Here is a 25952-nt window from a genome sequence, read left to right as displayed (position 1 = left end):
TTTCGCAATCGTAAAGCGACGTGGTTAAGCAATCGTTTCCAGCCGCGAAAAACGTCGTGGCATCAGCCGCTTGCCGATCAGGCGCTTTCCACGGTCAGGTTTCGCCCATGGGTGGAAATGACACGGACGCGGGTGCCGGCGGGCAGATCGGGCCCTTCGATGATCCAGATCGTATCATCGAGCCGGATACGGCCGCGACCCTCGGCGATCGGCTTCTCCAGCACGGCGGTGCGGCCGACGAGGCTTTCCGCTCTCCGGTTCAGCAAGGGTTCGTCGGTGGCTTCGGACGAGGAGAGAACAAAGCGACGGCCGAGCAGGACCGCGACCACCGCAAGCAGCGCGAAGAGGACGAACTGAACCTGCCACGTCCAGAAGCCGATCTCCCAAAGCATGAGAGAGAGGATTCCGACTATGAGCGCGGCGATCCCGATCCAGATCAGGAACACGCCGGGGGCAACGAGTTCGGCGGCGAGCAGCACGAAGCCGAGGACCCACCAGTTCCAGGGCCCGAGTTCCTGAATGGCGCGTTCGAGCATCGGCTACTTTCCCTGCGAAGGATCGGCCGGGAAGGCGGGAGTGGTGCGCGGCGCCGATTGACGCGGACGCGCAGCCTGTCCTGACGGGCCATCACCGAAGATTTCCTTGGCAATGGCGCCGATCCCGCCGAGCGAGCCGATCAGCGACGTGGCTTCCATCGGCATCAGCACGATCTTCTGGTTGTTGGCGGTGCCGATCGAGGCGAGCGCTTCGGTGTATTTCTGCGCGACGAAGTAGTTGATCGCCTGGACGTCGCCGGACGCGATAGCGTCGGAGACCATCTTCGTTGCCTTGGCTTCGGCCTCTGCCAGGCGTTCACGGGCTTCGGCATCGCGGAACGCCGCTTCGCGCTGGCCTTCCGCCTCCAGGATCGCCGACTGTTTCGCACCTTCCGCGCGCAGGATCTGTGCGTTTCTGGCGCCTTCGGCTTCCAGCACCTGGGCGCGCTTCTCGCGCTCGGCCTTCATCTGCCGTGCCATGGCGTCGACCAGATCCTTCGGCGGTGCGATGTCCTTGATCTCGACGCGGGTGATCTTGATGCCCCAGGGGTTGGCGGCATCGTCGACGACGCGCAGCAGTCTCTCGTTGATCGTATCGCGGTTGGAGAGCAGTTCGTCGAGATCCATCGACCCCATGACCGAGCGGATGTTGGTCATCGTCAGGTTGAGGATGGCGATTTCGAGGTTCGCGACCTGATAGGCTGCCTGCGCCGCGTTCAAGATCTGGTAGAAGGCGACGGCATCGGCCGAGACGCTGGCATTGTCCTTGGTGATGACTTCCTGCGTGGGAACATCGAGCACCTGTTCCATCACGTTCATCTTCGCGCCGATCCGGTCAATGAAGGGCACGATCAGGTTCAGACCCGGCTCCAGCGTCTTGGTGTAACGGCCGAAGCGTTCGACCGTGTAGCGGTACCCCTGTGGCACCGTCTTGATCCCCATGAAGAGGACAAACACGATAAGAACCACGAATGCGACGACGACGATATCCAGCCCGCCCAAGAGACGCCCCCTAATTTGTTGTCCCGACCCGAGGCAGCACCTTAGCGCAATAGTTGTCGGTCCGGAATCGGTTTCCGCGAGTGGCGCATGGATTCAAAACGTTAGACACGCGCACTCGCCGGTGAGCGCGTGCGCGGTCCGTTCATCCGGAAGTGGTGGTCGGGGCGCCGTTTTCAAGCGGCGCGGCAAGGAATGGGATTTAGAGCCAGCCGGCGAGTTCGCGGCGCACGACGTGTTCGAGAACCGCCATGCCTTCCGCGCTGTCGTTGAGACAGGGAATGTGCGTGAACTTGTCGCCGCCATTGTGATGGAAGCTCTCGGCCGCCTGCTCGGCGATCTCCTCCAGGGTTTCCAGACAGTCGGAGACGAAGCCGGGATTGAGGACAGCAATGCGCTTGACCCCTTCCTGCGCGAGCTTCTCGACCGTCTTGTCGGTGTAGGGCTGCAGCCATTCCTCGGGACCGAAACGCGACTGGAAGGTGACCTGGAGCTTCTCCTTGGACCAGCCGAGCTTTTCGCGCAGCAGCCGCGCGGTCTTCTGGCACTGGCAGTAGTAGGGGTCGCCCTTGTCGAAATAGCTCTTCGGGATACCGTGGAAGGAGGTCAGAACCACTTCCGGCTCCCAGTCGAGTGTCGCCAGGTGGCGCTCGATCGAGGTCGCCAGCGCGTCGATATAGACAGGGTCGTCGTGATAGGGCGGAACGGTGCGCAGCGCCGGCTGCCAGCGCATTTTCAACAGCGCCTCGAAGGCCTTGTCGTTGACCGTCGCGGTGGTGGCGGCGGCATATTGCGGATAGAGCGGGAAGACGAGGATGCGTTCGCAACCGGCCTTTTGCAGCGCCTCCATGCGCGAGGCGATCGAGGGTTGGCCGTAGCGCATGCCCCAGTCGACGATCACATCCGGACGATCGGCGAAGGTCTTGGCCATCAGTTCCGCCTGATTGCGCGTGTAGGTCCTGAGGTAGCTTTCGTTCCGCTCCTTGTTCCAGATCGTCTCATAGGCCTTGCCGACCTTGCCGGGGCGGGTGTTGAGCACGATGCCGAACAGGATCGGATACCAGAACAGCCGCGACCATTCGATTACCCGCCGGTCTGTCAGGAACTCCTTCAGGTAGCGGCGCATCGAGGCATAGTCGGTGCCGTCGGGCGTGCCGAGATTGACCAGCAGAACGCCAACCTTTCCGGATTTGACGGAAGGGTGGTTGGCAGGGGCGGTCATGGCAAGCTGTTCGGTCATCTTGATCCTCGTCGGGCCCCGAAATCGGGACACCGCTTCCGTTTGGAGCCTTCAGTTTCAAGTCCTTCTAAGTAGAAAAGCCGGCGCGGGGAAGCCCGCGCCGGCTCTGAAGACAGAGGCAAATTGTCTTATTTTGCCGGGATCTCCAGTTCCGTGCCAACATGCAGCGCGCGCGGCGCCGGCTTGCCGTTGGCCTCGGAGATCTTCTTCCACAGTGCGCCTTCGCCATAGAACGACTTGGCGAGATCCCAGAGCGTGTCGCCCTTGGCGATCACGTGCTTCTGCGGGCCGCTCGCCGCGGACGCTGCGGCGGCGCCGGAGGTTGCAGCCGGCTGGGTGGCCGTGGTGTCGGTGCCCGCCGCCGGCTTTGCTTCCGTTGCCGGTTCCGCCGGTGCAGCACCTGCGGCCGAAGCGACCTCGGTGATGCGGCCATCGGTATAGGGCTTGAACGGCTGGTGGGCCGCGAGATAGTCGGCGAGCACGGTTTCGAGGCCCGGACCGTAGTCGTAGGCATTCTCACCCCTCTCCTTGAAGACGCTGTAGCCGTCGCCGCCATTGCGCATGTAGTTGTTGGTGACGAGCGAATAGGTCTTCGCCGGGTCGAGCGGGACATAGGTCTCGCCTTCCTTCACCTCGACTGAGACGACGCGGCTGCCGACCGGCTTCGACTTGTCGAAGGAGAACTTCATGCCGGCCACCTGCGGGAAGCGGCCGCCGCCTTCCTCGAGCTTGCTGAGGCCGTTTTCAAGTGCGGCGCGGATGCTGTCGCCCTTGAGCTGGAAGGTCGCGACCGTGTTCTGGAACGGCAGCACCGTGATGGCTTCGCCCATCGAAACGTCGCCGGCATCGATGGAAGCGCGCAGGCCCCCGCCATTGGTGATGGCGATGGTCACGCCCTGGCCCGTGACGCGGTCGAGCATGGCATCGGCGACGAGGCTGCCCATCTGGCATTCGCGCGCGCGGCAATTCTCGCGCGAGCCGTCGATCGGCTCTTCCGTCTTGGCGATGATCTTCGAGCGCAGTTCCTCGATCGGCTTGGCGAGCTCGGCGATGCGCGCCAGCACGGCCTGATCGGGCTTCACCGAGCTGTCGACCAGGATCGGATCGCCCTTGGCGGCCTTGACGACACCCTTGTCGTCGAAGGTGACGACGAGATCGCCGAGATACTTGGTGTAGGATGCTGCCTGGACGACCGGAACCTTGTAGCCGCCGGGATTGTCGACCATCGTCGGATAGGGACCTTCGGCCTTCGGGTCGGTGTTGGAAAGCAGGCTGTGCGAGTGGCCGCCGACGACGATGTCTACGTCCGGAATCTTGGCGATCGCGGCGAGATCACGCGGATAGCCGACATGGGTCAGCGCAATGATCTTGTCGACGCCCTGCTTCTTCAGCTCTTCGACGGCGGCGGTGGTGGTGGCAACGTCGTCGCCGATCAGGATGTCCGGGCCGGGGGACGAGAGTTCCGGCGTGTCGTTGGCGACGGCGCCGACGATGCCGACCTTCTGGCCGCTGACCTCGAGCACGATCGACGGCTTGATGCGGTCGCCGATCTTCGACTTGTGGCTCGGCAGCACGTTGGCGGTGACGACCGGGAAGGTAATCTTGTCGAGGAAGCCGGCAAGGCCATCCTCGCTCTCGTCGAATTCATGGTTGCCGACGGTCATCGCGTCGAACTTCATCAGGTTCAGGAACTCGGCTTCGGCCAGGCCCTTATAGGTGGTGAAGAACAGTGAGCCCTGGAAGTTGTCGCCGGCGTTGAGCAGCAGCACGTTCTTGCCGGAGAGTTCCTGGCGCTTCTGGTCGATCAGGGACTTCAGGCGGGCGACGCCGCCGAAGCACTCGTTCTTGCCTTCCTCTTCCGCCGAGCAGGTGGAATCGAACTTGTTGATCGACTCGATGCGGGAATGGAGGTCGTTGATATGCAGGATGTTCAGCTCATAATCGGCGAAGGCAGCGCCCGAGGAGAGGGCAAGGATGGACGCGGTCATCAGGCCGGTCCGCATGTGTCTGATCATGATGTTCTCCTGTTTTGCCGGTTGTCAGCCGACCGTTTCCGGAGCCGTCGAGACGGAACCGTTCCCCACGGTCGGAGTGGCTTTGCCGGGCCGGATGTTTTCACCACTTGAAGGTTACTTCAAGCGCTAAAACCAAGCTCGCTTCGTCAATTTGCAACTAGGTTAAGCTGCGGCCCTGCAACGAAAAAAGCCCCCGATCGGGGGCTCAGATACTTGCATGCGGGCCGTTTTAGCCGCGTCTCGCCAGCGAGAACTGCGCGCCGGCATCGGTGGTGCAGTTGAGCTGGTTCTGGGTGACCAGGGCGCAATTGACCTTGGACTGGGTGTTGCGCACGAGTGAGGTCATGTTGATCTCGACGAGCGTCGGGCTCACGTTCACGTAGTTGCCCGAGGCGAGCAGCTGGTTGGTGTCGGTCGTCCGCGTCGAGAAGGTGCCGCCCGCGAAGGTCGAGACGATGCCGTTCGGGTCCACCCAGGAGCCTTCGACGCCGGTCGCCTGGCGCGACGGCCCGCCCTCATCGATGATCCGGGGCGACGACTGGCAGGACGCCAAGGCCGCGGCGGTTGCGATCAGGGTCAGAACTGCGAATGGCTTCATAGGCGATTTCCCCCGCATTGGGCCGAGCGGACTGTTTCATTCCGGCATGACCATGCCGCGATCAAGAGTTGAAAGCAAGAGCGGCCAAGGGCTGCAGGTGGCTTTTCCCGCAGAGATGAAAAGGCCCGGGACACGGTCGTGCCCCGGGCCGGATGACGTTTTAGGTCAAAAGCTTAGCGAACGAGGATGTTCTTGAACTGCCAGGGATCCTTCGTGTCGATGTCTTCCGGGAACAGGCCCGGGCGGCCGTCGAGCGGGGTCCAGTCGGTGTAGTGGCCCTCAACCGGGCCGAGATAGGGGAGCTGGACTTCCAAGCAGCGCTTGTAGTCCATCTCGTCGGCTTCGACGATGCCGGCCTTCGGGTTTTCGAGTGCCCAGACCATGCCGGCCAGAACCGCAGAGGTTACCTGCAGACCGGTGGCGTTCTGGTAAGGAGCGATGCGGCGGGTCTCTTCCAGAGACAGGCGCGAACCGTACCAATAGGCATTCTTGTCGTGGCCGTAGAGCAGGACGCCCAGTTCGTCGAGGCCTTCAACGAGTTCCTTCTCGTCGAGAACGTGGTGGACCGGCTGCGAATTGCCGCCGTTGCCGAACATTTCGTGCAGCGACAGGACGGCGTCGTTGGCCGGATGATAGGCGTAGTGGCAGGTCGGGCGATAGGTGACTTCGCCGTCCTTGTCGCGGACGGTGAAGAAGTCCGAGATCGAGATCGCCTCGTTGTGGGTGACCAGGAAGCCGTATTGCGGACCAGGCGTCGGGCACCAGGTGCGCACGCGGGTGTTGGCGCCCGGCTGCTCCAGGTAGATCGCTGCCTTGCAGCCCTTCTTGTGCTTCTTGGCGTTCTTCGGCATCCAGTTTTCATGGGTGCCCCAGCCGAGTTCGGCCGGCTGCAGCCCTTCGGAGATGAAGCCTTCGACCGACCAGGTGTTCCAGAACACGTCGAGCGGCTTCGGCTTCTTGGTCAGCTGCGTGTCGCGCTCGGCAATGTGCACGCCCTTGACGCCGACCTTCTTCATCAGCTTCGCCCAGCCTTCGCGGTCGTCCTGATGCGGCTCTTCGTACTTCACGCCGAGGTCGTTGGCGAGGTTCAGCAGGCCCTGCTTGACGAACCAGGAGACCATGCCCGGGTTGGCGCCGCAGGTCGAAACGGCCGTGGTGCCGCCCGGGTTCTTTTCCTTTTCCTTGCGGACGGTTTCGCGCAGCGCATAGTTGGTGCGGTCGGCATTGTCCATTTCGGCGTCGAAATAGAAGCCGAGCCATGGCTCAACAACCGTGTCGATGTAGAGAACGTCGAGCTTGCGGCACAGCTTGATCAGGTCGAGCGAGCCGGTGTCGACCGACAGGTTGACGCAGAAGCCCTGGCCTTCGCCTTCGGTCAGCAGCGGCTTCAACAGTTCCTTATAGTTGTCCTTCGTCACATGAGCGCGAACGTGACGTACGCCATGCCGTTCGAAAATCTCGTTGTCGGCGGCGTCCTCACGGGGCTCGACCACGATCAACCGGTTCTTGTCGTATTTGAAATGGCGCTCGATCAGCGGCAGGGTGCCGCGACCGATCGAACCGAAGCCGATCATGACGACCGGACCGGTGATCTCGCCGTAAACCGGATAGGTGGTATCTGCCATTTTTGTCTTTCTCCTGAGAAAACTTTCCCTGTGACGGTGGGTGACTAAGCATGAGGAGCGGCTGGCGCCGCTGTTCTGGCTCGATGGATGTGCCGAAGCGGCCGTTGGTGCCCGGCTGGGCACGCGGCGCTGTAGAGCATAGATTGCTGTCACAATAAAGGGCCGGCGGGTCAACCGCTATTTGAGATGGTGCTTAACCGGTGATAGAAAGCGGGGCTGCGATGGGCTCGTTCCGCCTGCTGAGCCTCTTGCAGGCGGCCGGCGGCAAGGTCAGGCTGCGCCGCTCGATCCGGCGATCGAGGTCAAGCTGCGCAAGACCGATGGTGAAGGGCCTGGAGGAACCGTCATGGAGCCTACGCTGCATGTAGTTCGGCCGGACCAAGGCGGTGATTTAACCATATCCCCATCGTTTCGCACGCGTAAACGCTTGTCACAGGCGCTTCGTGCTATAGCTTCGTTCGAAGCATCCGCTTCGCGCCATGATTGATATTGTCCGACCCGGAGGCGTGACAGACCGTGACCGGTAGTCATCTCAAGGCCCTTGCGGCCTTACAGAGCAAAACACCCGTACTGATCGCGCTTTACGATCAGCATGATCGATTGCGGTTTGCCAATCCGGCATTTCGCGCGGCCTACCATGTCGGTCCGGACGAGAGCCCGACCTGGGCGGAGATCATGCGCCGCAACTACGCCGCCGGTCGGGGGACCGTCCTGAAGACCGACGATGTCAACGCCTGGATCTCCTCGACGGCTCACCGGCGCGGCAAGGTACCGTTTCGTGCCATGGAAACCGACCTGCATGACGGCCGCTGGCTGTGGATGACGGAGACGGTGGATTCCGACGGCTGGATGCTTTGCATCGCCGTCGATGTCACCACCATCCATGCCGAGGAGCGCGAACTGCGGCAGGACCGCGACTTTGCGCTTCGGGCGGCTCAGGTCGATGAGCTGACCAGTGTGCCCAACCGTCGCTATACGATGGGGCGGTTGACCGAGTTCATCGCCAATTGCGCCGAAAACCCGCATATGTGGGGCTGCGTCGCGATCATCGACATCGATTATTTCAAGGCGATCAACGACCGCCACGGGCACCAGCGCGGCGACGAGGTGCTGCTCGACTTCGCCCGTCAGATGCAGGAATTCGTGCGCCGCTCGGATTGCTTCGGTCGCATCGGCGGTGAGGAATTCATGCTCATCCTGCCCGATACCACGATCAGCGAAGGCAATCGCATTCTCGACCGCCTGCTCGAAAAGGTCAGAAGCTCCCGGCCGCTCGAGAACATCCCTGAGTTCTTCTACACCTGTTCTGTCGGACTGGCGGAGTATCGCGATGGCGATTCGGTGAGCGACCTCTATGCGCGCGCCGACCAGGCGCTTTACCTCGCCAAGCGCGATGGGCGGGATCAGGTGAGGCGCTATACCCTGCCCGGTTCAGACCAGGAGTCGCACCCGGATCAGACCGCGTAGCGAATTGCCGACATAGAGCGTCCCACGGGTGAGATCGGTGGGCGAAAGCCGTGCGACTCGCGCCCGGCGCCCACAGATCAGTTCGGTGCGCAGGACGCCCGCAAGCAGGCCGCAGGCGATCGGCGGCGTCTTCAGGACACCGCTGCCGTCGTCGAGGAAGACCGAGGTGATCGTGCCCTCGCAGACCTCGCCTTTCTCGTTGAGAAGAAGAACCTCGTCAGCCTCGCTCGCGGCAAACTCGCCGCGGGCAGCGTCATAGGCCGCCCGGCGGCTGGTCTTGTAGCGCAGCAGCGGATCGCGGGAATTGAGCTGCGTGGCGGCAATCCGCACCCGCCAGATCGTTCCGTCCGGCAATGGCACGAACGGCGCGGTCTTCACCTCGATGCGTCCGTCCGGGAAAAGTTCGAGCCGTACGCGGCGTGCGGCCTTGTCGTCGCCGCTCTCCACCGCTGCCAGCAAGGCGGCTTCTGCGCCTTCCGCGCCAGGAATGGCGAGACGTCGCGCCGACCGTTTCAGCCGCGCCAGATGCAGGCGCAAGCGGACGAAGCCCTTTTCGGGCTCGTGGCGCAGCGTTTCGATCAGCGAAAAGTCCGTCATCGCGCGATCCCGTCGTCGCCAGGCGCGATCTTGTCGTCGCCGATGGCGAAGCGGGCCTTCAGCAGGCATTCGTCATATTCGGATTGTGCGTTGCTGTCGAAGACGATGCCGCCGCCGACATTGAAGACGGCCTCGCCATTGGGGAAAAGCGAAATGGTGCGGATTGCGACGCTGAAGCGCATGACCCCATTTGGGGCGATGAAGCCGATGGCGCCGCAATAGGCGTCGCGCGGTCCGTCTTCCAGATCGTGCAGGATCTCCATGGCCCGCATCTTCGGCGCGCCGGTGATGGAACCGCAGGGGAAAAGGGCGGCGAAGATGTCCTCGAGGCCGATCTCGGGCAAGAGCTTCGCCCGGACATGGCTCACCATCTGGTGCACCGTCGGGTAGGTCTCGATCTCGAACAGCTTGGGGACGCTGAGTGTGCCGACTTCGGTTATCCGCGAGATGTCATTGCGCAGAAGATCGACGATCATCCGGTTTTCGGCCTGGGTCTTCTCGTCGGCGCGCATGGCCGCGATGATCTCGGCATCCTCGGCCGCAGAAGTGCCGCGCCTGGCCGTACCCTTCATCGGGTGGGTCTCGATCCAGCCGTCCGCATCGACGCGGAAGAAGAGCTCCGGCGATCGCGACAGCAGGATCGGCCCGTCAAGCGCGACGAGTGCCCCGTACTTCACCGGCTGGCGGTCGATCAGCGACCAGAAGGCGGTGCGCGGATCGCCGGACCAGCGGGCGCGGATCGGCATCGTCAGATTGGCCTGGTAGCAATCGCCCTGGCGCAAGTGCTGGTGCAGGCGATCGAAGCGATCGCGATAGGTGTCGAAGTTCCAGCCGGCGCGCGGCTCGCTGAGGAAGGGTTCGTTCTCGGTCCGCCTTTGAGGCTCGGCGAGCGGGTGGTCTTCGGCGGGCGCGTCGAAGATGCCGAAGGACATCAGCGGCGTTTCACGGCCCTCCTCGGCGAAACGCGAGAGCTTCTCCTCGAAGAGGTGACCAGCCTCATAGGACATGAAGCCGGCGATCCATTTGCCCGCCTTGTGGGCGCGTTCGAGCTCGGCAAGGCCACAGGTGAATTCGGGTTTCGTGTGCGCGGAGACGACGCGCAGGGGCTCAGCGAAAACCGTCGTGCGGTTCTCGCTGTCGTCCCGGAACAGCACATAGGGTGCGGTGTCGTTCATACGTCGTCTTGTCGATCGCGGCTTGATCCGGACTGCCCGGATCAAGCCTTATCAAGCGCCTCGAGTTCGTCGATGAGCCCTTCGATCATCGACAGTCCCTGTGCCCAGAACGACGGATCGGTGGCATCGAGGCCAAAGGGTGCGAGCAACTCGGAATGGTGCTTGGTGCCGCCGGCCTTCAACAGTTCGAAATACTTCTCCTGGAAGCCTTTTTCGGCACTCTGGTAGACGGCGTAGAGCGAGTTCACCAGGCAGTCGCCGAAGGCATAGGCGTAGACGTAGAAAGGCGAGTGGATGAAATGCGGGATATAGGCCCAGTAGGTCTCGTAGCCCTCGGAAATCCGGATTGCCGGGCCAAGGCTCTCGCTCTGCACCGACAGCCACAGTTTGCCGATGTCATCCGCCGTCAGTTCGCCTTCCTTGCGGGCAGTGTGGACCTTGCGCTCGAACTCGTAGAAGGCGATCTGGCGCACGACCGTGTTGATCATGTCCTCGACCTTCTGCGACAGCATGGCCTTGCGCTCGCGCTTGTCCTTCGTCCGGTCGAGAAGGGCACGGAAGGTCAGCATCTCGCCGAAGACGGAAGCGGTTTCGGCAAGGGTCAGCGGCGTCGAGGCCATCAGCGCGCCCTGTCCGCCGGCCAGCACTTGGTGCACGCCGTGGCCGAGCTCGTGCGCAAGCGTCATCACGTCGCGCGGCTTGCCCATGTAATTGACGAGCACGTAGGGGTGCGCAGACGGTACCGTCGGATGGGCGAAGGCGCCCGGTGCCTTGCCCGGGCGCACCGGCGCGTCGATCCAGCTCTCGTCGAAGAAGCGTCGGGCGATCGCGGCCATTTCCGGAGCGAAGGCATCGTATGCCAAAAGAACCGTGTCCTTGGCCTCGTTCCAGGAGATCAGCGCATTCGGCGTTTCCGGCAATGGCGCATTGCGATCCCAGAAATCCATCTCCTGCATGCCGAGCCACTTTGCCTTCATGGCATAGTAACGATGCGACAGGCGCGGATAGGCGGATTTGACGGCTTCGGCCAGCGCATCGACAACCTCGCGCTCGACGCGGTTGGCAAGATGCCGGCTGTCGGCGATGTCCTGAAAGCCACGCCAGCGGTCGGAGATTTCCTTGTCCTTGGCAAGCGTGTTGGTGATCAGCGTGAAGGTGCGGATATTGCTCTTGAAGGTTTCGGCAAGTGCCATCGCCGCCTTCTTGCGGACCTCGGTCGCCGGATCCTGCAACAGGTTTAGAGTGACTTCGAGCGGCAGCGCCTCGCCATCGACATTGAAGGTGAGGCTTGCCATCGTCTCGTCGAACAGACGGTTGAAGGCGGCAGCACCCGTCATCGATTTTTCGAGGAAGAGCTGCTCCAGCTTGTCGTCGAGCTGGTAGGGCTTGTCCTTGCGCAGGTCGGTCAGCCATGGCTTGTAGTGCGCGGCCAGCGCATCGTTCTCGAGCGCCTTGTCCAGGATCGCGTCATCAATACGATTAAGCTCCAGCGAGAAGAACAGGAGATGCGCCGACATGTCGGTAAGCTTCGACTGCACGTCGCCGTAAAGCTTGCCGTTCTCAGGCTTGGACGTGTCCGAGAAATAGGTGAGGCCGGCAAAGGAGGCGATGCGGCCCATGACGTCCTCAAGCGCTTCGAACTCCCGGACGGCGGCGCCGATGCCGTCGTCACCGTTCCTCGTCGCGGCTTCCGCCAGCATGCCCTTCCACTTGGTCTCGAAAGCGATCGCGTCGGCCTCTGCCTTCTTCAGGTCGTTGCGAAAGGCATCCGATGCGGCGGACGGATAGAGATCTTCGAGCCGCCAGGAGGGCAGGTCGCCGAGATCCGCAGCAGCGCCATGGGACTGGCCGGCGGCGGCACGGACAAGGGATTGCTCGGGAGCGAAGGGGCGGAAGGTCATCGTCGGATTTCTCTCGTTCGTGACAGGAAGAAGGCAAGCGATATGGGCCCCATTGCTATCGCCGGCAATGGATAAAATGCAAGCATTTCTCAAAACATGATGTTCAGCCCTTTATGGCACAGATGCCTGACGTGATTTGGCACATGAGGTTGGCCAAAAGTACCGCGTGTCCAGAGCAGGAGGCTTCCGTGACATCACATATTCTGGTCATTGATGACGATCCGGTGCAGCGCCGGTTGCTGACGAACATGATCGAGCGTCTCGGCCATGTGGCGCATCTCGCCGACAACGGCCGCAGCGGCCTGGAGCTCCTGGAGCGCAAGGGCGGCATGATCAATGTCATCCTGCTCGACCTGCTGATGCCGGAAATGAACGGGCACGGCTTCCTCGAGGCGCTCGCCGAGCGCGGTGTCGATACGCCGGTCATCGTGCAGACCGGCCAGGGCGGCATCGAAACCGTCGTTCATGCGATGCAGGCCGGTGCCTTCGACTTCCTGGTGAAGCCCGTCTCCCCGGAGCGGCTGTCGGTCGCGATCGGCAACGCACTGAAGATGGCAAGCCGCGACGGCAAGGTCAAAACCTCGCGTCGTCCCCGCGGCGGTGCCGTCGGTTTCGAGGACATCGTTTCGGCAAGCCCGGCAATGATCCGGGTGATCGACCTCGCGCGCCGCGCCGCCCAGTCCAACATACCGATCGTGCTCGAAGGCGAGTCCGGCGTCGGCAAGGAAATGGTGGCCCGTGCCATCCAGTCTGCGAGTGACCGGGTCGGCAAGCCGTTCGTCACCGTCAACTGTGGTGCGATCCCGCACAATCTGGTCGAGAGCATTCTCTTCGGCCATGAGAAGGGCGCCTTTACCGGCGCGACGGAAAAGCACAGCGGCAAGTTCGTCGATGCGGACGGCGGCACGCTGTTCCTCGACGAGATCGGCGACCTGCCGCTCGAAGTCCAGGTCAAGCTCCTGCGTGCCGTGCAGCAGGGCGAGATCGAGACGATCGGCGCACGCTATCCGCAGAAGGTCAATGTCCGGCTAATCTCCGCCACCAACAAGGACCTGATCAACGAGGTGCGCGAGGGGCGGTTCCGCGAGGATCTCTACTACCGCCTCAACGTCTTCCCGATCACCATTCCGGCGCTTCGCCGGCGCAAGGAAGACATCCCGGTCCTGGTGCGCTCCTTCGTCGAGCGTTTCGCCGCGGAGCAGAGGCTGCACGCACCGCTCACCATATCGAGCGGCGCCCTGGCGCTGCTGACCGCCTATGATTGGCCGGGCAATATCCGGCAGCTCGAGAACGCGATCTTCCGGGCCGTGGTGCTTGCCGAAGGCAACGAGCTTACGGTGAAGGACTTCCCGCAGATCGCCACCCAGATCCCGGGTTACGTCGTCTCCGACCGCTCCGGCTTCTCCTGGGGCGAAGCCGGTCCGGAACGGACAGCCGCGCCGTCGGAGCAGGTGCCAAACGTCTATCCCGATTTCGCGAGTGCAGCGAAATCAATGGAGGGCGATGCCGGGCACGACCCGCGCATGGAAAACGCGATCGCCAGCGTCGACGAGGGCGGGGACGTCCGCAAGCTTGCCGAGGTGGAAGAGGAACTGATTCGTTTTGCGCTGAAATTCTACCGCGGACAGATGAGCCAGGTGGCGCGCAAGCTCGGCATCGGTCGGTCGACACTCTACCGCAAGTTGAAGGATTATGGCATCGATCCCGAGAATCCGTTGAGGGAGGCGGCTTAAAATCGGCGCATTCACGATTCATTAGCCGTGCTATTCAGTCACCGCCGTTTAGACCTTGTTAGTGAAGTGTTCACTATATTATAAGGGGCGGTGACGACTGTGGCATATTTGCCATGCTGTCACCTTATTTGACAGTCATCTGAGACAGCGAAGCACGGTTGTCCGTCGGACGGGGATTGAATGCCAAATTTGTTCGGTTTTAAGAAGCCGCTCGGCTCCTTAGCGAGAGTCTGCGCGGCCTTTACCCGTAAGGTGCCGCAGGTTCTTACATCCGTTGCTATCGCGGCTTCCCTCGTGACGCCAGGCTTTGCGCCTCCAGTGGAGGCCGCGGGCCAGACCCGGACACTGAAACTCTACTTCATTCATACCCAGGAAAAGGCGCAGATCACCTTCAAGCGCAACGGCCGCTACGACCCCAAGGGCCTGCAGGAGATCAACCGTTTCCTTCGCGACTGGCGTCGCAACGAACCGACCAAGATGGATCCGCGCCTGCTCGACCTCGTCTGGGAAGTCTACCAGAAGAGCGGTTCGCGCGATTATATCCACGTCGTCTCGGCCTATCGCTCGCCGGCAACCAACGGCATGCTGCGTTCGCGCTCGAAGGGCGTCGCCAAGAAGAGCCAGCACATGCTCGGCAAGGCGATGGACTTTTACCTTCCCGACGTGAAGCTGAAGAACCTTCGTGAAATCGGCATGAAATTCCAGGTGGGCGGCGTCGGCTACTACCCGACCTCCGGCTCGCCTTTCGTTCACATGGACGTCGGCGGCGTCCGCGCTTGGCCGCGCATGTCGCGAGCCGAACTGGCGCGTCTTTTCCCCGACGGCAAGACGATGCACCTGCCCTCCGACGGCAAGCCTTTGCCTGGCTATGAGCAGGCGGTTGCCGACTACAAGCGCCGCGTTGGTGCTTCGGCGATCGAAGTCGCCGGCGGCGGCGCGACAGGCCCTGGCGATAGCGCAAGCGGCAAGCGTCGCGGCAACCTGTTCGCCATGCTCTTCGGCGGCGGCGGTGACGAGGATGAAGAACCCTCGGCGATCGCGGCTGGTCCGGGTGCCGATGACGAAGGCGGCGCTGCGCCTGCCACGGTTCAGACAGCTTCCGCTCCTGCTGCCCAGGAAGCTCTGCCAGGTGTCGCCGGTTCCGTTGCCGCCGAACCGGCGGTCGCTGCCGAACCGACGGTTGCTGCCGAACAGAACATCAATGCTCCGGTCCCGGCTGTCCGTCCTGCCTTCAAGGATGCACCTGCCGATGGTGGCGTAGCCGTAGCACTCGTGGCGCCGCAGAAGAACGCAGCCCAGGATGCGCTTGCGGCTGCCCTGCCGCAGACTTCGGAAATGCCAAGCGAATTTGCCGATCTCGGCTCGATGAAGGTGCCGGTGCCGCAGATGCTCGACCGACGCGACATGAACACGCTCGTCGCCTCGGCCGACCCTTCCGCGGACGTGCAGGCGCTTGGCTTCGTGCCGGTTCCGGCGATGCGGCCCGCGGGTGACGCAGCCCTTGCCGCCGTTGCCGATGCCAAGGTCGTGGTGCCGTCCTTCGCAGAGCGCCCGGTCGTTGCGTCGGCAGAGCCGCCGCGTGACGTTGCCGCCGAAGCTGCGACCCGCGTGGCGCTTGCCGCTCCGACGCCGGCCCAGCGCGAACCTGTATCGCAACAGCCAATCGAAATGGCGGCCTATGCGCCGCCGTCGAGCACGAACGCCCGCGCAGCCGTCTTCGACAATGCCTTCGACACGCAGGCAGAAGCGCCGGCAAAGGGTGGTCGACCGAAGAAGAACGATGCCGATGCCGCGACCCGCTCGTCGGTCCGCACCGAGCCGAAGCTGACCCAGAAGATCATCTCCGAATGGGCACTGACGACCGGCCGTGTGGCGACGCTCTCCAAGCCGGTCAAGGCACCGCGCTTCGTCAGCAAATCGCTTCGCACCGCGCCGACGACGGTCTATGCCGCCGGCTTCTCGAGCAGCGCCGGCACGACGGTCGATACGGCCCGCTTCAGTGGCACTGCCGTCAACTTCATGGAAGTGAAGAAGTTCAGCACCAACTGAGTTTCGAGCCCAACAGCAGACACAAAAAAGCCCGCCGGTCTGACAGTCCGGCGGGCTTTTTTGATTCTACCGTGCTTTCGAGACTACCGCTTTCGGACGTGGTCGGGCTGCAGTTTGTTCCGGAGCTCGAGTCCAGGCGAAGGCCGCCGGTCGGCGGCCTTGCAGGGCGTGTTCATTCTTCGTCGGCTGCCGGCACCATGCCGAGTGCCTGGAGGTAGGTGTCGAGGATCGCTTCCTGTTCCATGCGCTCGTCGTGATCCTGCTTGCGGATCGAGATGACCTTGCGCAGGATCTTGGTGTCGAAGCCCATGGACTTGGCTTCGCCGTAGACGTCCTTGATGTCGTCGGCGATGGTCTTCTTTTCTTCTTCCAGGCGTTCGATCCGCTCGATGAAAGCACGAAGCTGATCGCGTGCGACGCCGTGAGCATCCGACATGGTCTTCTCCTTGATACGGGGAATTGAATTTCGTGGGTGCCGTGACGTGCCGCGAACAGCCGCCAAGGTCAAGGGTCAATGCGCAACACCGCGGGCATTTCCGTGGCAAGCACCGGCGAAACGACTTTATTCCTTCGGGCGGTTGATCTCGAAGGCTGCCTTCTGCTGGGCGGTTGCCTCCCTTTGGTGGCGCTCGCGCCATTCCTCATAGGGCATGCCGTAAATGATCTCGCGCGACTCCTCCTTGGCGAGAGGAACGCCCGCCTGCTCGGCGGCTTCGCGGTACCAGTTGGAAAGACAATTGCGGCAGAAGCCGGCGAGGTTCATCAGATCGATGTTCTGGACATCGGAGCGCTCGCGCAGATGGGCGACGAGGCGGCGAAAGGCGGCGGCCTCGAAGGCGATCTGCTGATCCGGGGTCAGTTCGGTCATGGACGTCGATCCTCTTCGATTGTTGCTACGCACTCTAGCCGGAAATCCCTTAATAGTCGCCGGTGCGCGAGGCGTGGCGTTCGTAGCGATGCAGCTCGGGCATGGCGTTGAGACCCGCAAGGATCGGCGCCAGCCGCTCGGCCCAGGCAGCAACACCCGCTTCGTCGGCGATCAGATCCTGGCGCACCTCGATCAGGGCGTGGGGAATACCGGGCGTCATGCAATGGCGATACATGGTATCGCCGCGCAGCGCCCCATCATAGGGCTCGTTGTTGCCGACGACGATATCGCCGGATGCCTCGAGTTTCTCGATGAGCGGCAGAACGGCGCGCGGATCGTTATCCCAGAGCACGGCAGCGTGCCAGGGACGGGCCACGCCCTTCCAGGCCGGCGTGAAGGAATGGATGGAAATGACGAGTGGAACTGCGCCATGTGCCTCGGCGCTTCGGCCGATCGTCTCGGAAACGGCGCGGTGATAGGGGCGGTGGAACCGGTTCAGCCGGTTCTCCCATTCCTCTTTGCTGATCGGGTGGTTGCCGGGGACGATTGCGCCGTCGGAGATCTTCATGACCAGCGTCGGGTCGTCCTCGCCGCGATTGGGGTCGATCAGCAGGCGGGAAAAACAACCGAGCACGGCCGGCGCATCGAGCATTCGCGAGAGCTGCCGCACCAGCGCCTCGACACCGATGTCATAGGCGATGTGCCGCTCGAACGCGGAGGCCGGCAGGCCGAGGCTGCCGTACTCCGCCGGCAGTCGGTTCATCGCGTGATCGGCCAGCAGAACGAGCCCGGTTGTGGGCTTGGCTTCGATAATCTCACAGGGAGAATAGTGTTGCATGCCGGTCCAGTCTGTTGTCTCGCCACCTCCTCGCTGATTGCACGCGCGCGCGTCAATCGCAAGAAACCCGCAACTGTTTAGCGCAATTTGAAAGCAATTTGCCGATTGTAATCGATTAGAGTTACGTTGACTTTCGGGGCTGGCCGTCGCAAGAAAGTGCCACGCAAATCAAAACGGAGTTCCATCGGAAACCGTGTCCAGATATCCTTTTTCCAAAGCGAAGCCGGGGCTGACGACACTGGGAGGCATCCTCCTGTTTTTCCTGGCAACCTCAAGCTCATTTCTCTTTGCCGACGAAGCGCGCGCCGATTTTCGCGTCTGCAACGGCACGCAAAATCTCGTCGGCGTGGCGATCGGTTACCGGGCCAAGGAAGGCTGGGTAACGGAGGGCTGGTGGCAGGTTCCGGCCACCACCTGCGCGACCCTGATCGAGGGCGAGCTTCAGTCACGATACTATTATCTCTACGCGGAAGATGCGGCCCGCGGCGGCCGCTGGACCGGTGACGTCAACATGTGCGTCGCCGAGAATGAGTTCAAGATCACGGGCGTCCAGGACTGCTTTGCCCGCGGCTTCCAGCGCATGGGGTTCAAGGAATACGACACGGGGCGGCAAGGGAGCTGGATGGTTCAGCTCTCCGAAACGCCCGGCACGCAGGAAAGCCAGAATTGATGAAGCGGAACAGAAAAGTCAAAATCCTCGCCACGCTCGGACCGGCGTCTTCCGACGAGCAGATGATCCAGAAGCTGCACGAGGCCGGGGCTGATCTGTTCCGTATCAACATGAGTCATGCGAGCCATGACGTGATGCGCACGCTGGTGCAGCGCATCCGCACGGTGGAAAGCCGCTGCGGCCGGCCGATCGGCATCCTCGCCGACCTTCAGGGCCCGAAGCTGCGTGTCGGCAAGTTCGCGGAAGGCAAGGTAGACCTGAAGGTCGGCCAGACCTTTACGCTCGACGACAAGGATGTTCCCGGCGACAACACGCGTGTCTACCTGCCGCACCCGGAAATCCTCGAGGCGGTCAAGCCCGGCCATCGCCTGCTGATCGACGACGGCAAGCTGCATCTCAGGGCCGAGCAGACCGACGGCAAGAGCATCGTCGCGACCGTCGTCGCCGGGACGAAGATCTCCGATCGCAAGGGCGTCAGCCTGCCGGATACGCTGCTTGCCGTCGGCGTATTGACCGACAAGGACCGCGCCGACCTCGACGCGGTTCTCGCAACCGGCGAGATCGATTGGGTAGCGCTCTCCTTCGTGCAGCGGCCGGAAGACCTGGCCGAGGTCCGCAAGATTGCCCGCGGCCGCGTCGGCCTGATGTCGAAGATCGAGAAGCCGCAGGCGCTCGACCGGATCGATGAGATCATCGAGCTTTCGGACGCGCTGATGGTGGCGCGCGGCGACCTCGGCGTCGAAATGCCGCTGGAATCGGTGCCGGGCCTGCAGAAGCAGCTGACGCGCGCATGTCGCCGCGCCGGCAAGCCGGTGGTCGTTGCCACGCAGATGCTGGAATCGATGATCTCCGCACCGGTTCCGACGCGCGCGGAAGTCTCCGACGTCGCGACTGCCGTCTTCGAAGGTGCGGATGCCGTCATGCTGTCGGCCGAATCGGCCTCGGGCGAGTATCCGGTGGAAGCCGTTTCGACCATGGCGTCGATCGCCAGCAACGTCGAGCGCGACCCGCACTATTCCAGCATCATCTACGCGCAGCGCACGCCGCCGGAGGCAACCGGTGCCGACGCGATTTCGCTCGCTGCCCACCAGATCGCCGAGACGCTCCGTCTCTCCGCGATCGTCTGCTACACCTCGTCCGGCACCACCGGCCTTCGCGCCGCCCGCGAGCGGCCGCAGGTTCCAATCATTGCACTCTCGCCGATCGTCCAGACCGCACGCCGCCTCTCGGTCGTCTGGGGGCTGCACTGTGTCGTGACCGAGGATGCGATCGACCTCGACGATATGGTCAACCGCGCCTGCCGCATCGTTGCGACCGAAGGCTTCGGCAAGCCCGGTGAGCGCGTCATCATCTCCGCCGGCGTGCCCTTGGGCACCCCCGGCGCCACCAACATGCTGCGCATCGCTTATATCGGCTCGGACGGCCTGAGCGGCGTCTGACGCCGCTTTGCGAAGCGGTCAGCTCTGGCCGACGGCTTCGGACGACGTGATCAGGCGGGCCTCGGCCCGCCTTTTTATTTCCTCGAGGTCGGTCGGCTTGCCCGCCATCTTTTCGAGTGCGGCGATGACGACGTCCGTGACCACATAGTCGGGCTTGTGACCGAGATTGCCGATCCACAGCAGTTCCGCGCCGGGGATATCGCGCGCCAGCCCGCGAGAATGAATGTCCGCCAGCACGACGCCGTCGCTGTCGCCGGTGATGATGACGGTCGATGCGCCGATCTCACGGTAGCGGGGCGCGGTCGCGGTCAGATAGGCATGCAGGTTGGCCACGTCGCGCGCATTGTTGCGGAAGGTCGCGGGACGCAGCACCAGATGCGGGCCAGTCTTGTCGACGTAATCATCGGGCCGCGGGTTGGGTGAAAAGATCGACCGCGTGCCGCCTTCGATGCGCCGCTGCCCCAGCGGTGTCACCAGCGTATGGGCGAACAGCCAGCCGATGAACGGCAACGCCGTGAGACGATAGTACCAGTCGATGCCGCCGGGCCAGGGATGCGTCGCGGGCGCCAGCAGGACGAGACCGGCAGTCCGTTCCGGATGATGCAGGGCGAAGCTCGCGGCGATGGCGCCGCCGAAGGAATGGCCGACGATGACGGCGCGGCGGATGCCGCGCTTGTCCATCAGCTTGGCGATCGCCGCCGCCTGGCCGTCCGGACGGTCGTTTTCCGCTCCGCCCCGCTCGGAATAGCCGTGGCCCGGGCGATCGACGAACAGCATCTCGGCGCGGCCATCAAGGGCCGGGGCGAAGGCGTGCAACTGATCGAGCAGATTGCCGCTGGCGCCATGGATGAAGACGACGGGCAAGAGATCGGCTTTCCCTCCGGCCGGCAGGTGTACGCTGTTCATGCGATAGCCACCGATGTCGATCAACTCGCCGACGTTGGGAAACCGCCGCGCGAAGGCCCGCGCGTGCCAGCGGCTGTAGGCGATGCCGACGAGCGCTAGTCCGATGAGCAGGAGCGTGGCTGGAAACATCGTCTGTATCTGTCTTCCGGCGTCGATTGTCATTCACGGCACCTGCTTCAGCGATGCCTCAGGGGTCGGTGATGGCGGCTACCGCGCGCTGACGGGCAAGTACGGGGCAGCGCGGCGTCGCGATCGTCTTTCTTGTAACGGGTGTGCGTGCGGGGGACAACGAGCGGAGCAGCGCCGAACTGATCGGCGGTGATGGCGACGATGAAATCACCGTACTCGATCCGGGCGTGGCTTTGTCAGCCTTCCCCGCAGAGGAAACCGAAAGGCCGCTGTCAGGCTCGGAAGACGCGCTCCGCGGCGTATCTGAGACCGGCGGGCGTCGGCGCTTTGGGCATTCGAGGTGCGGGCCAGGAACAGGCTCGGGCGGCCGCAGGTCCGTTGCGCGGCGACGGCGGGAAGGTCGCCGCCCCGGGGCCTGATGCCCTTCCAGCCAGCTTGGCTCAAGGAAACGTCGAGCGGCTGCCGCCACTCGAGGAGAGCGGTTTCATCGGCGAGGAGGGACATTGCAGGCGCCGCAATCGGCTGTAACGCTGCCGTTCAGGTCTTGCTGCCGGCGAGCTTCTCGGCGAGTTCGCCCAGTTGCTCCTGCGCCTTGCGATCGGCGGGATAGATGTCCAGGAACTGCTCCCAGGCCCGCATGGCGAGCTCGTCCTTGCCGGAGGCGCCAAGGATCGCTGCCATGCCGGCAAGCGCGCCGAAATGGCGAGGTTCGATCGCCAGCACGCGGTTGATGTCCGACATGGATTTTCGATAGTTGCCCATCGCGTAATGCAAGGTCGCGCGGCGGTTCCAGCCTTCGACATAGTTGGGCGCAAGCGTGATGACCTGGTCGAGGATGTCGAGCGCGGCCGCCTGCTTGTTGTCGGTGATCGCCTTGTCGGCCCACTGCATCAGGAGATTGACGGTGGCGCTGCCGGAATCCTGCCATTCCAAGCGGATCTGGTTGGCGAGCTCACGCGCCTTGTCGGCGTCACGTTCCTTCTTGAGGTCCGCGAACAGGGCATCCAGTCGTTGCTTGGGTGTGGTGAGGCTGGCGGATTCCGTCTGGGCCGCCGCTTCCGCCGCGAAGGAGAAACTGCCAGCTCCTGTGGAGGTGGCGAGCAGGGCGGAGAAAGCCAGAATCAGGGGTACAAAAACTCGCATGGCGAGCATGTTAGCTCGCCATGGAACAACTTCATAATCAATTTTGGGACATCGGCGAAGCGACGCCCACCACCCTGCTGGGATCAGCCCTGGCGAGCCTTGAAGCGCGGGTTCGACTTGTTGATGATGTAGATGCGGCCCTTGCGACGAACCAGACGGTTTTCGCGGTGACGGGTCTTCAGCGACTTGAGCGAATTCTTGATCTTCATTTTCCTGATCCGCAGGTTTCGGGGAACGAAAATTCGCCCGGTATCTCTAACAATCAAAAGCGCGCCGGTAAGCGCGCTCCTTTAAGGTGGGATGGCAAATACCGTGTCACCCCTGATGTGTCAACTACAAGACGCCCCATTTTGGCGTCTTGCTCCGCATTTCTGTGGCTTTCAGCGGCGAACGAGCCGCGTGACATGACCCATTTTGCGGCCGGCGCGCGCCTCGGTCTTGCCGTAGAGGTGCACCAGCACATCGTCTTCGGCAAGCCATGTCGGGACATCGTTGAGGTCGTCGCCGATCAGGTTCTGCATGACGCAGTCGGAATGCCGGCGCGGATTGCCGAGCGGCAATCCCGAGACGGCGCGGATATGCTGCTCGAACTGCGAGACGATGCAAGCCGCCTCCGTCCAATGGCCGGAATTGTGCACGCGTGGCGCCATCTCGTTGGCGATCAGACTACCGTCGGCCAGGACGAAGAATTCGACGCCGATGACGCCGACATAACCAAGCGCATCGAGGATCGCTTTGGCGGCCTTGCGGGCCGCATCGGCCGTCTCCGCGCCGACGGCAGCCGGCACCGTCGAGGTGTGGAGGATACCGTTGCGATGCACGTTTTCGGCCGGATCGAAGCAGGCGACGGTACCGTCGGTCGAGCGGGCGGCGATGATCGAGATCTCGCGCTCGAAGGGCACGAAGCTCTCGAGGATCAGGGGCACGCCGCCGAGTGCTGCGAAAGCGCCGGCCGGACTGTCCCCGGCGGAGCGGAAAACGCGCTGTCCCTTGCCGTCATAACCAAGGCGGCAGGTCTTGAGCACGCCGGTTCCGCCGAAATCGGCAAGGGCTGCCTCAAGGTCGGCCTGGCTGTCGACGGCATGAAAGCGCGCCGTCGCAATGCCGCAGTCATTGATGAAGCGTTTTTCGACGAGGCGGTCCTGTGCGACTTCCAGCGCTTTCGGCGGCGGGAAAACAGGACGTTTCGCGGCGAGCCCTTCGGCGGCAGCGACCGGCACATTCTCGAATTCGTAGGTGATGATGTCGCTAACGGCCGCGAGCTGGCCGAGCGCGGCTTCGTCGTCATAGGCGCCAACGATCTGCTCGTTGGCGACCTGCGCCGCCGGACAGTCGATCTGCGGCTCGAGGATGACGGTGCGGAAGTTCAGTCGGGCTGCTGCCATCGCCAGCATGCGGCCGAGCTGGCCGCCGCCGATAATGCCGATGGTGGTCATGCCTGGTCCACCGGGTATTCGGCGACCGAAATCGTCTGCTGTTCGCGCCAGTCGTCGAGCCTGTCGGCAAGATCGTCGTCGCTGAGTGCAAGCACCGCTGCGGCAAGCAGCGCGGCATTGACGGCACCGGCCCGGCCGATCGCCAGCGTCCCGACGGGGATGCCGGCGGGCATCTGGACGATCGAGAGCAGGCTGTCCTGGCCGGAAAGCGCCTTCGACTGCACCGGTACGCCGAAGACCGGCAGCGGCGTCATCGAGGCGCACATGCCCGGCAGATGCGCCGCACCGCCGGCGCCGGCGATGATCACCTTGAAGCCCTCGTCGCGGGCGCCCTTGGCGAAGTTGACGAGCCGATCGGGCGTGCGATGGGCGGAGACGATGCGCGCCTCATAGGCAATGTCGAGCGCGTCGAGCGTGTCGGCGGCGTTCTTCATCGTCTCCCAGTCCGACTGGCTTCCCATGATGATGGCGACGGGTGGGGTCGTGGTGTCGATCACGTCTATCCTGTTCCGCGTTCAGGCGATGATATCGGGGATGATCTGGTCTTCGATCTTGCTGATCTTGTCCTTGATCGCCAGCTTCTTCTTCTTCATGCGCTGGATCCTCAGCGCGTCGCAGCCGGTTTCGATCATGGCATTGATGGCAGCGTCGTAATCTTCATGTTCCTGCCTCAGCCGCGCGGCGGTCAGTCTGAGTTCGGCCTGGTCCTGGTCCGGCATGCAAAGCGATCCCCATCAGCCCGGTTGCGAAGTCCTCCTCGAACCGGAATTTCATGCGCCGCTCTATCACATCTTGGGCGGTAACGGGAAGTTATCCGTCGTCATCATTTCGCCTTCGACAAATGAAAAATGGCGTGGCACAGTAGTAAGGTTACAACCATGGAACATCCGGCATTTGCATGCCGGATGCAAGCAAAAGGAAGGGACTGCCAAATGACTGTTGAGGCTCATCTTGCAACGCTTGAGAAAAAACATGGCGCCCTGGAGCAGGAGCTTCATGCAGCATTGAATCAGCCGTCGGTGGAAGACGAGCTGATCAATGACATCAAGCGGAGGAAGCTGCGCATCAAGGACGAAATCGAAAGGCTTCGTTCCTCGACTCACTGATTATCAACGGTATTTCCCAGGACTATCGGGAGGCGCCATCTCCCCTCTGAGTAGGCGCAACAAGGTTTAGAACCATCCCCCACGACAAAAGATACGGAATGCTGGACCGGGCTCGACGCCCGGTCTGTTTCTTTCGGGCGCCGGCTGCTGAATGTTTCCCTTAATCGTAGCCGATTAAAAGAAACATGCAGCAATTCAACGAGCTACAGCGACCTTTGCGCGTCTGAGAAGACGCGCGGCGCTGTCGGCGGGCTCAGGACCAGAACTGGTCGAGCCACAGATTGAGACGGTCGAAACCCGGCCGGTTGATCGCATAGATCCGCCGGGTGCCGCTCGCCGAAACCGAGACGAGATTGCAATCCAGCAAGGCCTTCAGGTGCTGCGATACGGCCGGGCGGCTGATTGGCAGGCCCTGCGCCAGTTCGTTTACGGTTTTCGGTGCGCGTCGCAGTTCCTCCAGCAGGTGGCGCCGGTTCGGGTCCGCAATGGCATCGAAAGGGTCCGCGATCGTCATGGGCGGACGTTAGGCGAAATCTTGCGAAGCAGCAAGAAATTTGTGCGATGCGGTATGCTAATTTTGCTTTGCAATATTTCCGTAATACTTGGGCCGCGGCTCAGCCGCCCGCTGCCAAGCTGCTGATACCGTCCCAGAGCAGCTTCGAGCCCGCGATGAAGGCCATGGTATACATGAAGGGATAGAAGATCTGCGGCTTCATGCGGCGAACGAGAAAGGCCCCGCACACGGTCGCGACGATGGCGAGCGGAAAGAGCGTCGCCGAGATTTTCAGGTTGCTCAGGTCCAGTTGTCCCAGCGCGAAATAGGGGATGAGCTTCACCGCATTCAGGATCGCGAAGAAGCGCACGATGGTGCCGGTGTAATCGCGGGGGGCGAGCTGCAGCGGCAGCACGTAGATCTGGAAGGGTGGGCCGCCGGCGTGCGCCACGAAGCTGCCGTAACCGGCAAAGGAACCCCAGAGCGCCGCCGGCCCGGCCCGCTGCGTCTTCGGCGCGATGGTGATGCCGAGGCGCATGCGCCAGACATTGTAGGCATATCGGAGCACGAAGAGCACGGTGAGCAGGCCGATGATCAGGCGAAGGAGATCACGCGAAACGTAGGCGGAGGTCGCCCAGCCGATGAGGATGCCGGCAATGGCGCCCGGCAACAGCATGAAGAGCGTGGTGCGATCGCCGTACTTGCGCCACATCCACAAGGAGACGATATCCATCGCGATCAGGATCGGGAGAAGGAGGGCGGCCGCCTGGACGGGTGATACTGCCATCGACAGGATCGGCACGCCCATCAGCGAGAGCGCTTCCCCCATGCCGCCCTTGCTGAGGCCAACGAGCAGGACTGCCGGGATGGCGATAAGGTAGAAGTCGAAATCGGGAAGCATGGGTGGCGGTTGATCCTTTTGCAGTCTCCGTCTATCGGTTTTCCCAAATGAAATCGAGCGCTGGTTTCGCCACCCAGGCGGATGCAGC

26 protein-coding genes are annotated in these 25952 nt (G+C 62.8%); 6 read left to right on the top strand and 20 right to left on the bottom strand.

Going from position 1 to position 25952, the window contains the following annotated elements:
- Window positions 1–77: 77 nt before the first annotated feature.
- The 6 genes from QM996_RS14550 to QM996_RS14525 all read right to left on the bottom strand — a co-directional run bounded on the left by QM996_RS14550 (window position 78) and on the right by QM996_RS14525 (window position 7013).
- Entirely contained in the window at window positions 78–536 is a 459-nt protein-coding gene (locus QM996_RS14550) for an NfeD family protein (RefSeq protein WP_500268076.1), read from the bottom strand.
- Window positions 537–539: 3 nt separating this feature from the next.
- Window positions 540–1538 carry an SPFH domain-containing protein gene (locus QM996_RS14545; protein WP_500268075.1) on the bottom strand — a complete coding sequence of 333 codons (999 nt, stop codon included), beginning with the start codon at window positions 1536–1538 and terminating at the stop codon, window positions 540–542.
- Between the two features lie 199 nt (window positions 1539–1737).
- The gene (gene hemH, locus QM996_RS14540) at window positions 1738–2757 is read right to left on the bottom strand and encodes a ferrochelatase (protein ID WP_500270319.1); all 1020 of its coding nucleotides are present in this window, start codon (window positions 2755–2757) and stop codon (window positions 1738–1740) included.
- A 146-nt stretch (window positions 2758–2903) separates the two neighbouring features.
- A complete protein-coding gene (locus tag QM996_RS14535; RefSeq protein ID WP_500268074.1) occupies window positions 2904–4790 on the bottom strand; it encodes a 5'-nucleotidase C-terminal domain-containing protein in 1887 nt (628 codons plus the stop codon).
- A gap of 229 nt (window positions 4791–5019) precedes the next feature.
- Window positions 5020–5388, bottom strand: a complete 369-nt coding sequence (omp10, locus tag QM996_RS14530; protein WP_500268073.1) for an outer membrane lipoprotein Omp10 — start codon at window positions 5386–5388, stop codon at window positions 5020–5022.
- A gap of 173 nt (window positions 5389–5561) precedes the next feature.
- Complete coding sequence (locus QM996_RS14525; RefSeq protein WP_173520390.1) at window positions 5562–7013, bottom strand: homospermidine synthase; 1452 nt, start codon at window positions 7011–7013, stop codon at window positions 5562–5564.
- Between the two features lie 516 nt (window positions 7014–7529).
- Between QM996_RS14525 and QM996_RS14520 the strand changes: the two genes are divergently transcribed.
- Window positions 7530–8480: a GGDEF domain-containing protein gene (locus QM996_RS14520; protein WP_500268072.1), complete on the top strand. Its 951-nt coding sequence runs from the start codon at window positions 7530–7532 to the stop codon at window positions 8478–8480.
- Here the strand turns inward: QM996_RS14520 and QM996_RS14515 are convergent.
- The 3 genes from QM996_RS14515 to QM996_RS14505 are packed head-to-tail and all read right to left on the bottom strand — an operon-like array spanning window position 8445 to window position 12153.
- On the bottom strand, window positions 8445–9077 hold the full coding sequence (locus QM996_RS14515) for an aminotransferase class IV family protein (RefSeq protein ID WP_500268071.1): 633 nt from the start codon (window positions 9075–9077) through the stop codon (window positions 8445–8447). The two genes, QM996_RS14520 and QM996_RS14515, sit on opposite strands and share 36 nt — an antisense overlap.
- Window positions 9074–10252, bottom strand: a complete 1179-nt coding sequence (locus QM996_RS14510) for an aminodeoxychorismate synthase component I (RefSeq protein ID WP_500268070.1) — start codon at window positions 10250–10252, stop codon at window positions 9074–9076. The genes QM996_RS14515 and QM996_RS14510 overlap by 4 nt, the downstream gene beginning before the upstream one ends.
- 41 nt (window positions 10253–10293) lie before the next feature.
- Entirely contained in the window at window positions 10294–12153 is a 1860-nt protein-coding gene (locus QM996_RS14505; protein ID WP_500268069.1) for a M3 family oligoendopeptidase, read from the bottom strand.
- A 188-nt stretch (window positions 12154–12341) separates the two neighbouring features.
- On the opposite strand from QM996_RS14505, the gene QM996_RS14500 reads away from it, so the two are divergent.
- Complete coding sequence (locus QM996_RS14500; protein ID WP_500268068.1) at window positions 12342–13886, top strand: sigma-54-dependent transcriptional regulator; 1545 nt, start codon at window positions 12342–12344, stop codon at window positions 13884–13886.
- Window positions 13887–14066: 180 nt separating this feature from the next.
- Entirely contained in the window at window positions 14067–15935 is a 1869-nt protein-coding gene (locus QM996_RS14495; RefSeq protein ID WP_500268067.1) for a peptidoglycan L,D-endopeptidase MepK, read from the top strand.
- A 172-nt stretch (window positions 15936–16107) separates the two neighbouring features.
- Here the strand turns inward: QM996_RS14495 and QM996_RS14490 are convergent, their stop codons facing one another.
- From QM996_RS14490 to QM996_RS14480, 3 genes are all read right to left on the bottom strand, one after another.
- A complete protein-coding gene (locus QM996_RS14490) occupies window positions 16108–16371 on the bottom strand; it encodes a DUF2312 domain-containing protein (RefSeq protein ID WP_065778663.1) in 264 nt (87 codons plus the stop codon).
- Window positions 16372–16497: 126 nt separating this feature from the next.
- Window positions 16498–16803 (bottom strand): DUF1244 domain-containing protein, encoded by a 306-nt coding sequence (locus QM996_RS14485; RefSeq protein WP_500268066.1) that lies wholly within the window; start codon window positions 16801–16803, stop codon window positions 16498–16500.
- A gap of 49 nt (window positions 16804–16852) precedes the next feature.
- A complete protein-coding gene (locus tag QM996_RS14480) occupies window positions 16853–17641 on the bottom strand; it encodes an N-formylglutamate amidohydrolase (protein WP_500268065.1) in 789 nt (262 codons plus the stop codon).
- Between the two features lie 193 nt (window positions 17642–17834).
- Here QM996_RS14480 and QM996_RS14475 point away from each other — a divergent pair, with 193 nt between their 5' ends.
- The gene (locus QM996_RS14475; protein WP_173520400.1) at window positions 17835–18311 is read left to right on the top strand and encodes a DUF1036 domain-containing protein; all 477 of its coding nucleotides are present in this window, start codon (window positions 17835–17837) and stop codon (window positions 18309–18311) included.
- Window positions 18311–19750 carry a pyruvate kinase gene (gene pyk / locus QM996_RS14470; protein ID WP_500268064.1) on the top strand — a complete coding sequence of 480 codons (1440 nt, stop codon included), beginning with the start codon at window positions 18311–18313 and terminating at the stop codon, window positions 19748–19750. The genes QM996_RS14475 and pyk overlap by 1 nt, the downstream gene beginning before the upstream one ends.
- 18 nt (window positions 19751–19768) lie before the next feature.
- Here the strand turns inward: pyk and QM996_RS14465 are convergent, their stop codons facing one another.
- From QM996_RS14465 to QM996_RS14440, 6 genes are all read right to left on the bottom strand, one after another.
- A complete protein-coding gene (locus QM996_RS14465; RefSeq protein WP_500268063.1) occupies window positions 19769–20818 on the bottom strand; it encodes an alpha/beta fold hydrolase in 1050 nt (349 codons plus the stop codon).
- Between the two features lie 504 nt (window positions 20819–21322).
- Window positions 21323–21937 (bottom strand): tetratricopeptide repeat protein, encoded by a 615-nt coding sequence (locus QM996_RS14460; protein ID WP_500268062.1) that lies wholly within the window; start codon window positions 21935–21937, stop codon window positions 21323–21325.
- A 74-nt stretch (window positions 21938–22011) separates the two neighbouring features.
- A complete protein-coding gene (ykgO, locus tag QM996_RS14455; protein ID WP_034806120.1) occupies window positions 22012–22137 on the bottom strand; it encodes a type B 50S ribosomal protein L36 in 126 nt (41 codons plus the stop codon).
- A 171-nt stretch (window positions 22138–22308) separates the two neighbouring features.
- On the bottom strand, window positions 22309–23364 hold the full coding sequence (locus tag QM996_RS14450; protein ID WP_500268061.1) for a 5-(carboxyamino)imidazole ribonucleotide synthase: 1056 nt from the start codon (window positions 23362–23364) through the stop codon (window positions 22309–22311).
- Window positions 23361–23825 carry a 5-(carboxyamino)imidazole ribonucleotide mutase gene (gene purE / locus QM996_RS14445; RefSeq protein ID WP_057254831.1) on the bottom strand — a complete coding sequence of 155 codons (465 nt, stop codon included), beginning with the start codon at window positions 23823–23825 and terminating at the stop codon, window positions 23361–23363. The genes QM996_RS14450 and purE overlap by 4 nt, the downstream gene beginning before the upstream one ends.
- Before the next feature lie 54 nt (window positions 23826–23879).
- A complete protein-coding gene (locus tag QM996_RS14440) occupies window positions 23880–24083 on the bottom strand; it encodes a YdcH family protein (RefSeq protein WP_057254651.1) in 204 nt (67 codons plus the stop codon).
- Window positions 24084–24296: 213 nt separating this feature from the next.
- On the opposite strand from QM996_RS14440, the gene QM996_RS14435 reads away from it, so the two are divergent.
- The gene (locus tag QM996_RS14435) at window positions 24297–24470 is read left to right on the top strand and encodes a YdcH family protein (protein ID WP_173520662.1); all 174 of its coding nucleotides are present in this window, start codon (window positions 24297–24299) and stop codon (window positions 24468–24470) included.
- Between the two features lie 253 nt (window positions 24471–24723).
- Here the strand turns inward: QM996_RS14435 and QM996_RS14430 are convergent, their stop codons facing one another.
- Both QM996_RS14430 and QM996_RS14425 read right to left on the bottom strand, forming a co-directional pair.
- Window positions 24724–24984 carry an ArsR/SmtB family transcription factor gene (locus QM996_RS14430; protein WP_173520405.1) on the bottom strand — a complete coding sequence of 87 codons (261 nt, stop codon included), beginning with the start codon at window positions 24982–24984 and terminating at the stop codon, window positions 24724–24726.
- A gap of 100 nt (window positions 24985–25084) precedes the next feature.
- On the bottom strand, window positions 25085–25864 hold the full coding sequence (locus QM996_RS14425) for a sulfite exporter TauE/SafE family protein (protein WP_500268060.1): 780 nt from the start codon (window positions 25862–25864) through the stop codon (window positions 25085–25087).
- Window positions 25865–25952: the final 88 nt, after the last annotated feature.

This window comes from Sinorhizobium chiapasense (assembly GCF_045277575.1).
In the GTDB taxonomy this organism is placed as follows: Bacteria; Pseudomonadota; Alphaproteobacteria; order Rhizobiales; family Rhizobiaceae; genus Ensifer; species Ensifer chiapasense_A.
The sequence above is the reverse complement of the archived record's forward strand: the minus strand, read 5'-3'. Positions and strand labels throughout refer to the sequence as shown.

What these genes read in the sequence shown, in the direction of transcription:
- QM996_RS14515 (WP_500268071.1), bottom strand. Translation starts at nt 9,077, where the DNA reads ATGACGGACTTTTCGCTGATCGAAACGCTGCGCCACGAGCCCGAAAAG.
- pyk (WP_500268064.1), top strand. Translation starts at nt 18,311, where the DNA reads ATGAAGCGGAACAGAAAAGTCAAAATCCTCGCCACGCTCGGACCGGCG.
- QM996_RS14435 (WP_173520662.1), top strand. Translation starts at nt 24,297, where the DNA reads ATGACTGTTGAGGCTCATCTTGCAACGCTTGAGAAAAAACATGGCGCC.
- QM996_RS14465 (WP_500268063.1), bottom strand. Translation starts at nt 20,818, where the DNA reads ATGACAATCGACGCCGGAAGACAGATACAGACGATGTTTCCAGCCACG.
- QM996_RS14440 (WP_057254651.1), bottom strand. Translation starts at nt 24,083, where the DNA reads ATGCCGGACCAGGACCAGGCCGAACTCAGACTGACCGCCGCGCGGCTG.
- QM996_RS14525 (WP_173520390.1), bottom strand. Translation starts at nt 7,013, where the DNA reads ATGGCAGATACCACCTATCCGGTTTACGGCGAGATCACCGGTCCGGTC.
- ykgO (WP_034806120.1), bottom strand. Translation starts at nt 22,137, where the DNA reads ATGAAGATCAAGAATTCGCTCAAGTCGCTGAAGACCCGTCACCGCGAA.
- QM996_RS14480 (WP_500268065.1), bottom strand. Translation starts at nt 17,641, where the DNA reads ATGCAACACTATTCTCCCTGTGAGATTATCGAAGCCAAGCCCACAACC.
- QM996_RS14425 (WP_500268060.1), bottom strand. Translation starts at nt 25,864, where the DNA reads ATGCTTCCCGATTTCGACTTCTACCTTATCGCCATCCCGGCAGTCCTG.
- QM996_RS14535 (WP_500268074.1), bottom strand. Translation starts at nt 4,790, where the DNA reads ATGATCAGACACATGCGGACCGGCCTGATGACCGCGTCCATCCTTGCC.
- QM996_RS14430 (WP_173520405.1), bottom strand. Translation starts at nt 24,984, where the DNA reads ATGACGATCGCGGACCCTTTCGATGCCATTGCGGACCCGAACCGGCGC.
- QM996_RS14505 (WP_500268069.1), bottom strand. Translation starts at nt 12,153, where the DNA reads ATGACCTTCCGCCCCTTCGCTCCCGAGCAATCCCTTGTCCGTGCCGCC.
- omp10 (WP_500268073.1), bottom strand. Translation starts at nt 5,388, where the DNA reads ATGAAGCCATTCGCAGTTCTGACCCTGATCGCAACCGCCGCGGCCTTG.
- QM996_RS14450 (WP_500268061.1), bottom strand. Translation starts at nt 23,364, where the DNA reads ATGACCACCATCGGCATTATCGGCGGCGGCCAGCTCGGCCGCATGCTG.
- QM996_RS14460 (WP_500268062.1), bottom strand. Translation starts at nt 21,937, where the DNA reads ATGCTCGCCATGCGAGTTTTTGTACCCCTGATTCTGGCTTTCTCCGCC.
- purE (WP_057254831.1), bottom strand. Translation starts at nt 23,825, where the DNA reads ATGGGAAGCCAGTCGGACTGGGAGACGATGAAGAACGCCGCCGACACG.
- QM996_RS14490 (WP_065778663.1), bottom strand. Translation starts at nt 16,371, where the DNA reads ATGTCGGATGCTCACGGCGTCGCACGCGATCAGCTTCGTGCTTTCATC.
- QM996_RS14485 (WP_500268066.1), bottom strand. Translation starts at nt 16,803, where the DNA reads ATGACCGAACTGACCCCGGATCAGCAGATCGCCTTCGAGGCCGCCGCC.
- QM996_RS14510 (WP_500268070.1), bottom strand. Translation starts at nt 10,252, where the DNA reads ATGAACGACACCGCACCCTATGTGCTGTTCCGGGACGACAGCGAGAAC.
- hemH (WP_500270319.1), bottom strand. Translation starts at nt 2,757, where the DNA reads ATGACCGCCCCTGCCAACCACCCTTCCGTCAAATCCGGAAAGGTTGGC.
- QM996_RS14550 (WP_500268076.1), bottom strand. Translation starts at nt 536, where the DNA reads ATGCTCGAACGCGCCATTCAGGAACTCGGGCCCTGGAACTGGTGGGTC.
- QM996_RS14495 (WP_500268067.1), top strand. Translation starts at nt 14,067, where the DNA reads ATGCCAAATTTGTTCGGTTTTAAGAAGCCGCTCGGCTCCTTAGCGAGA.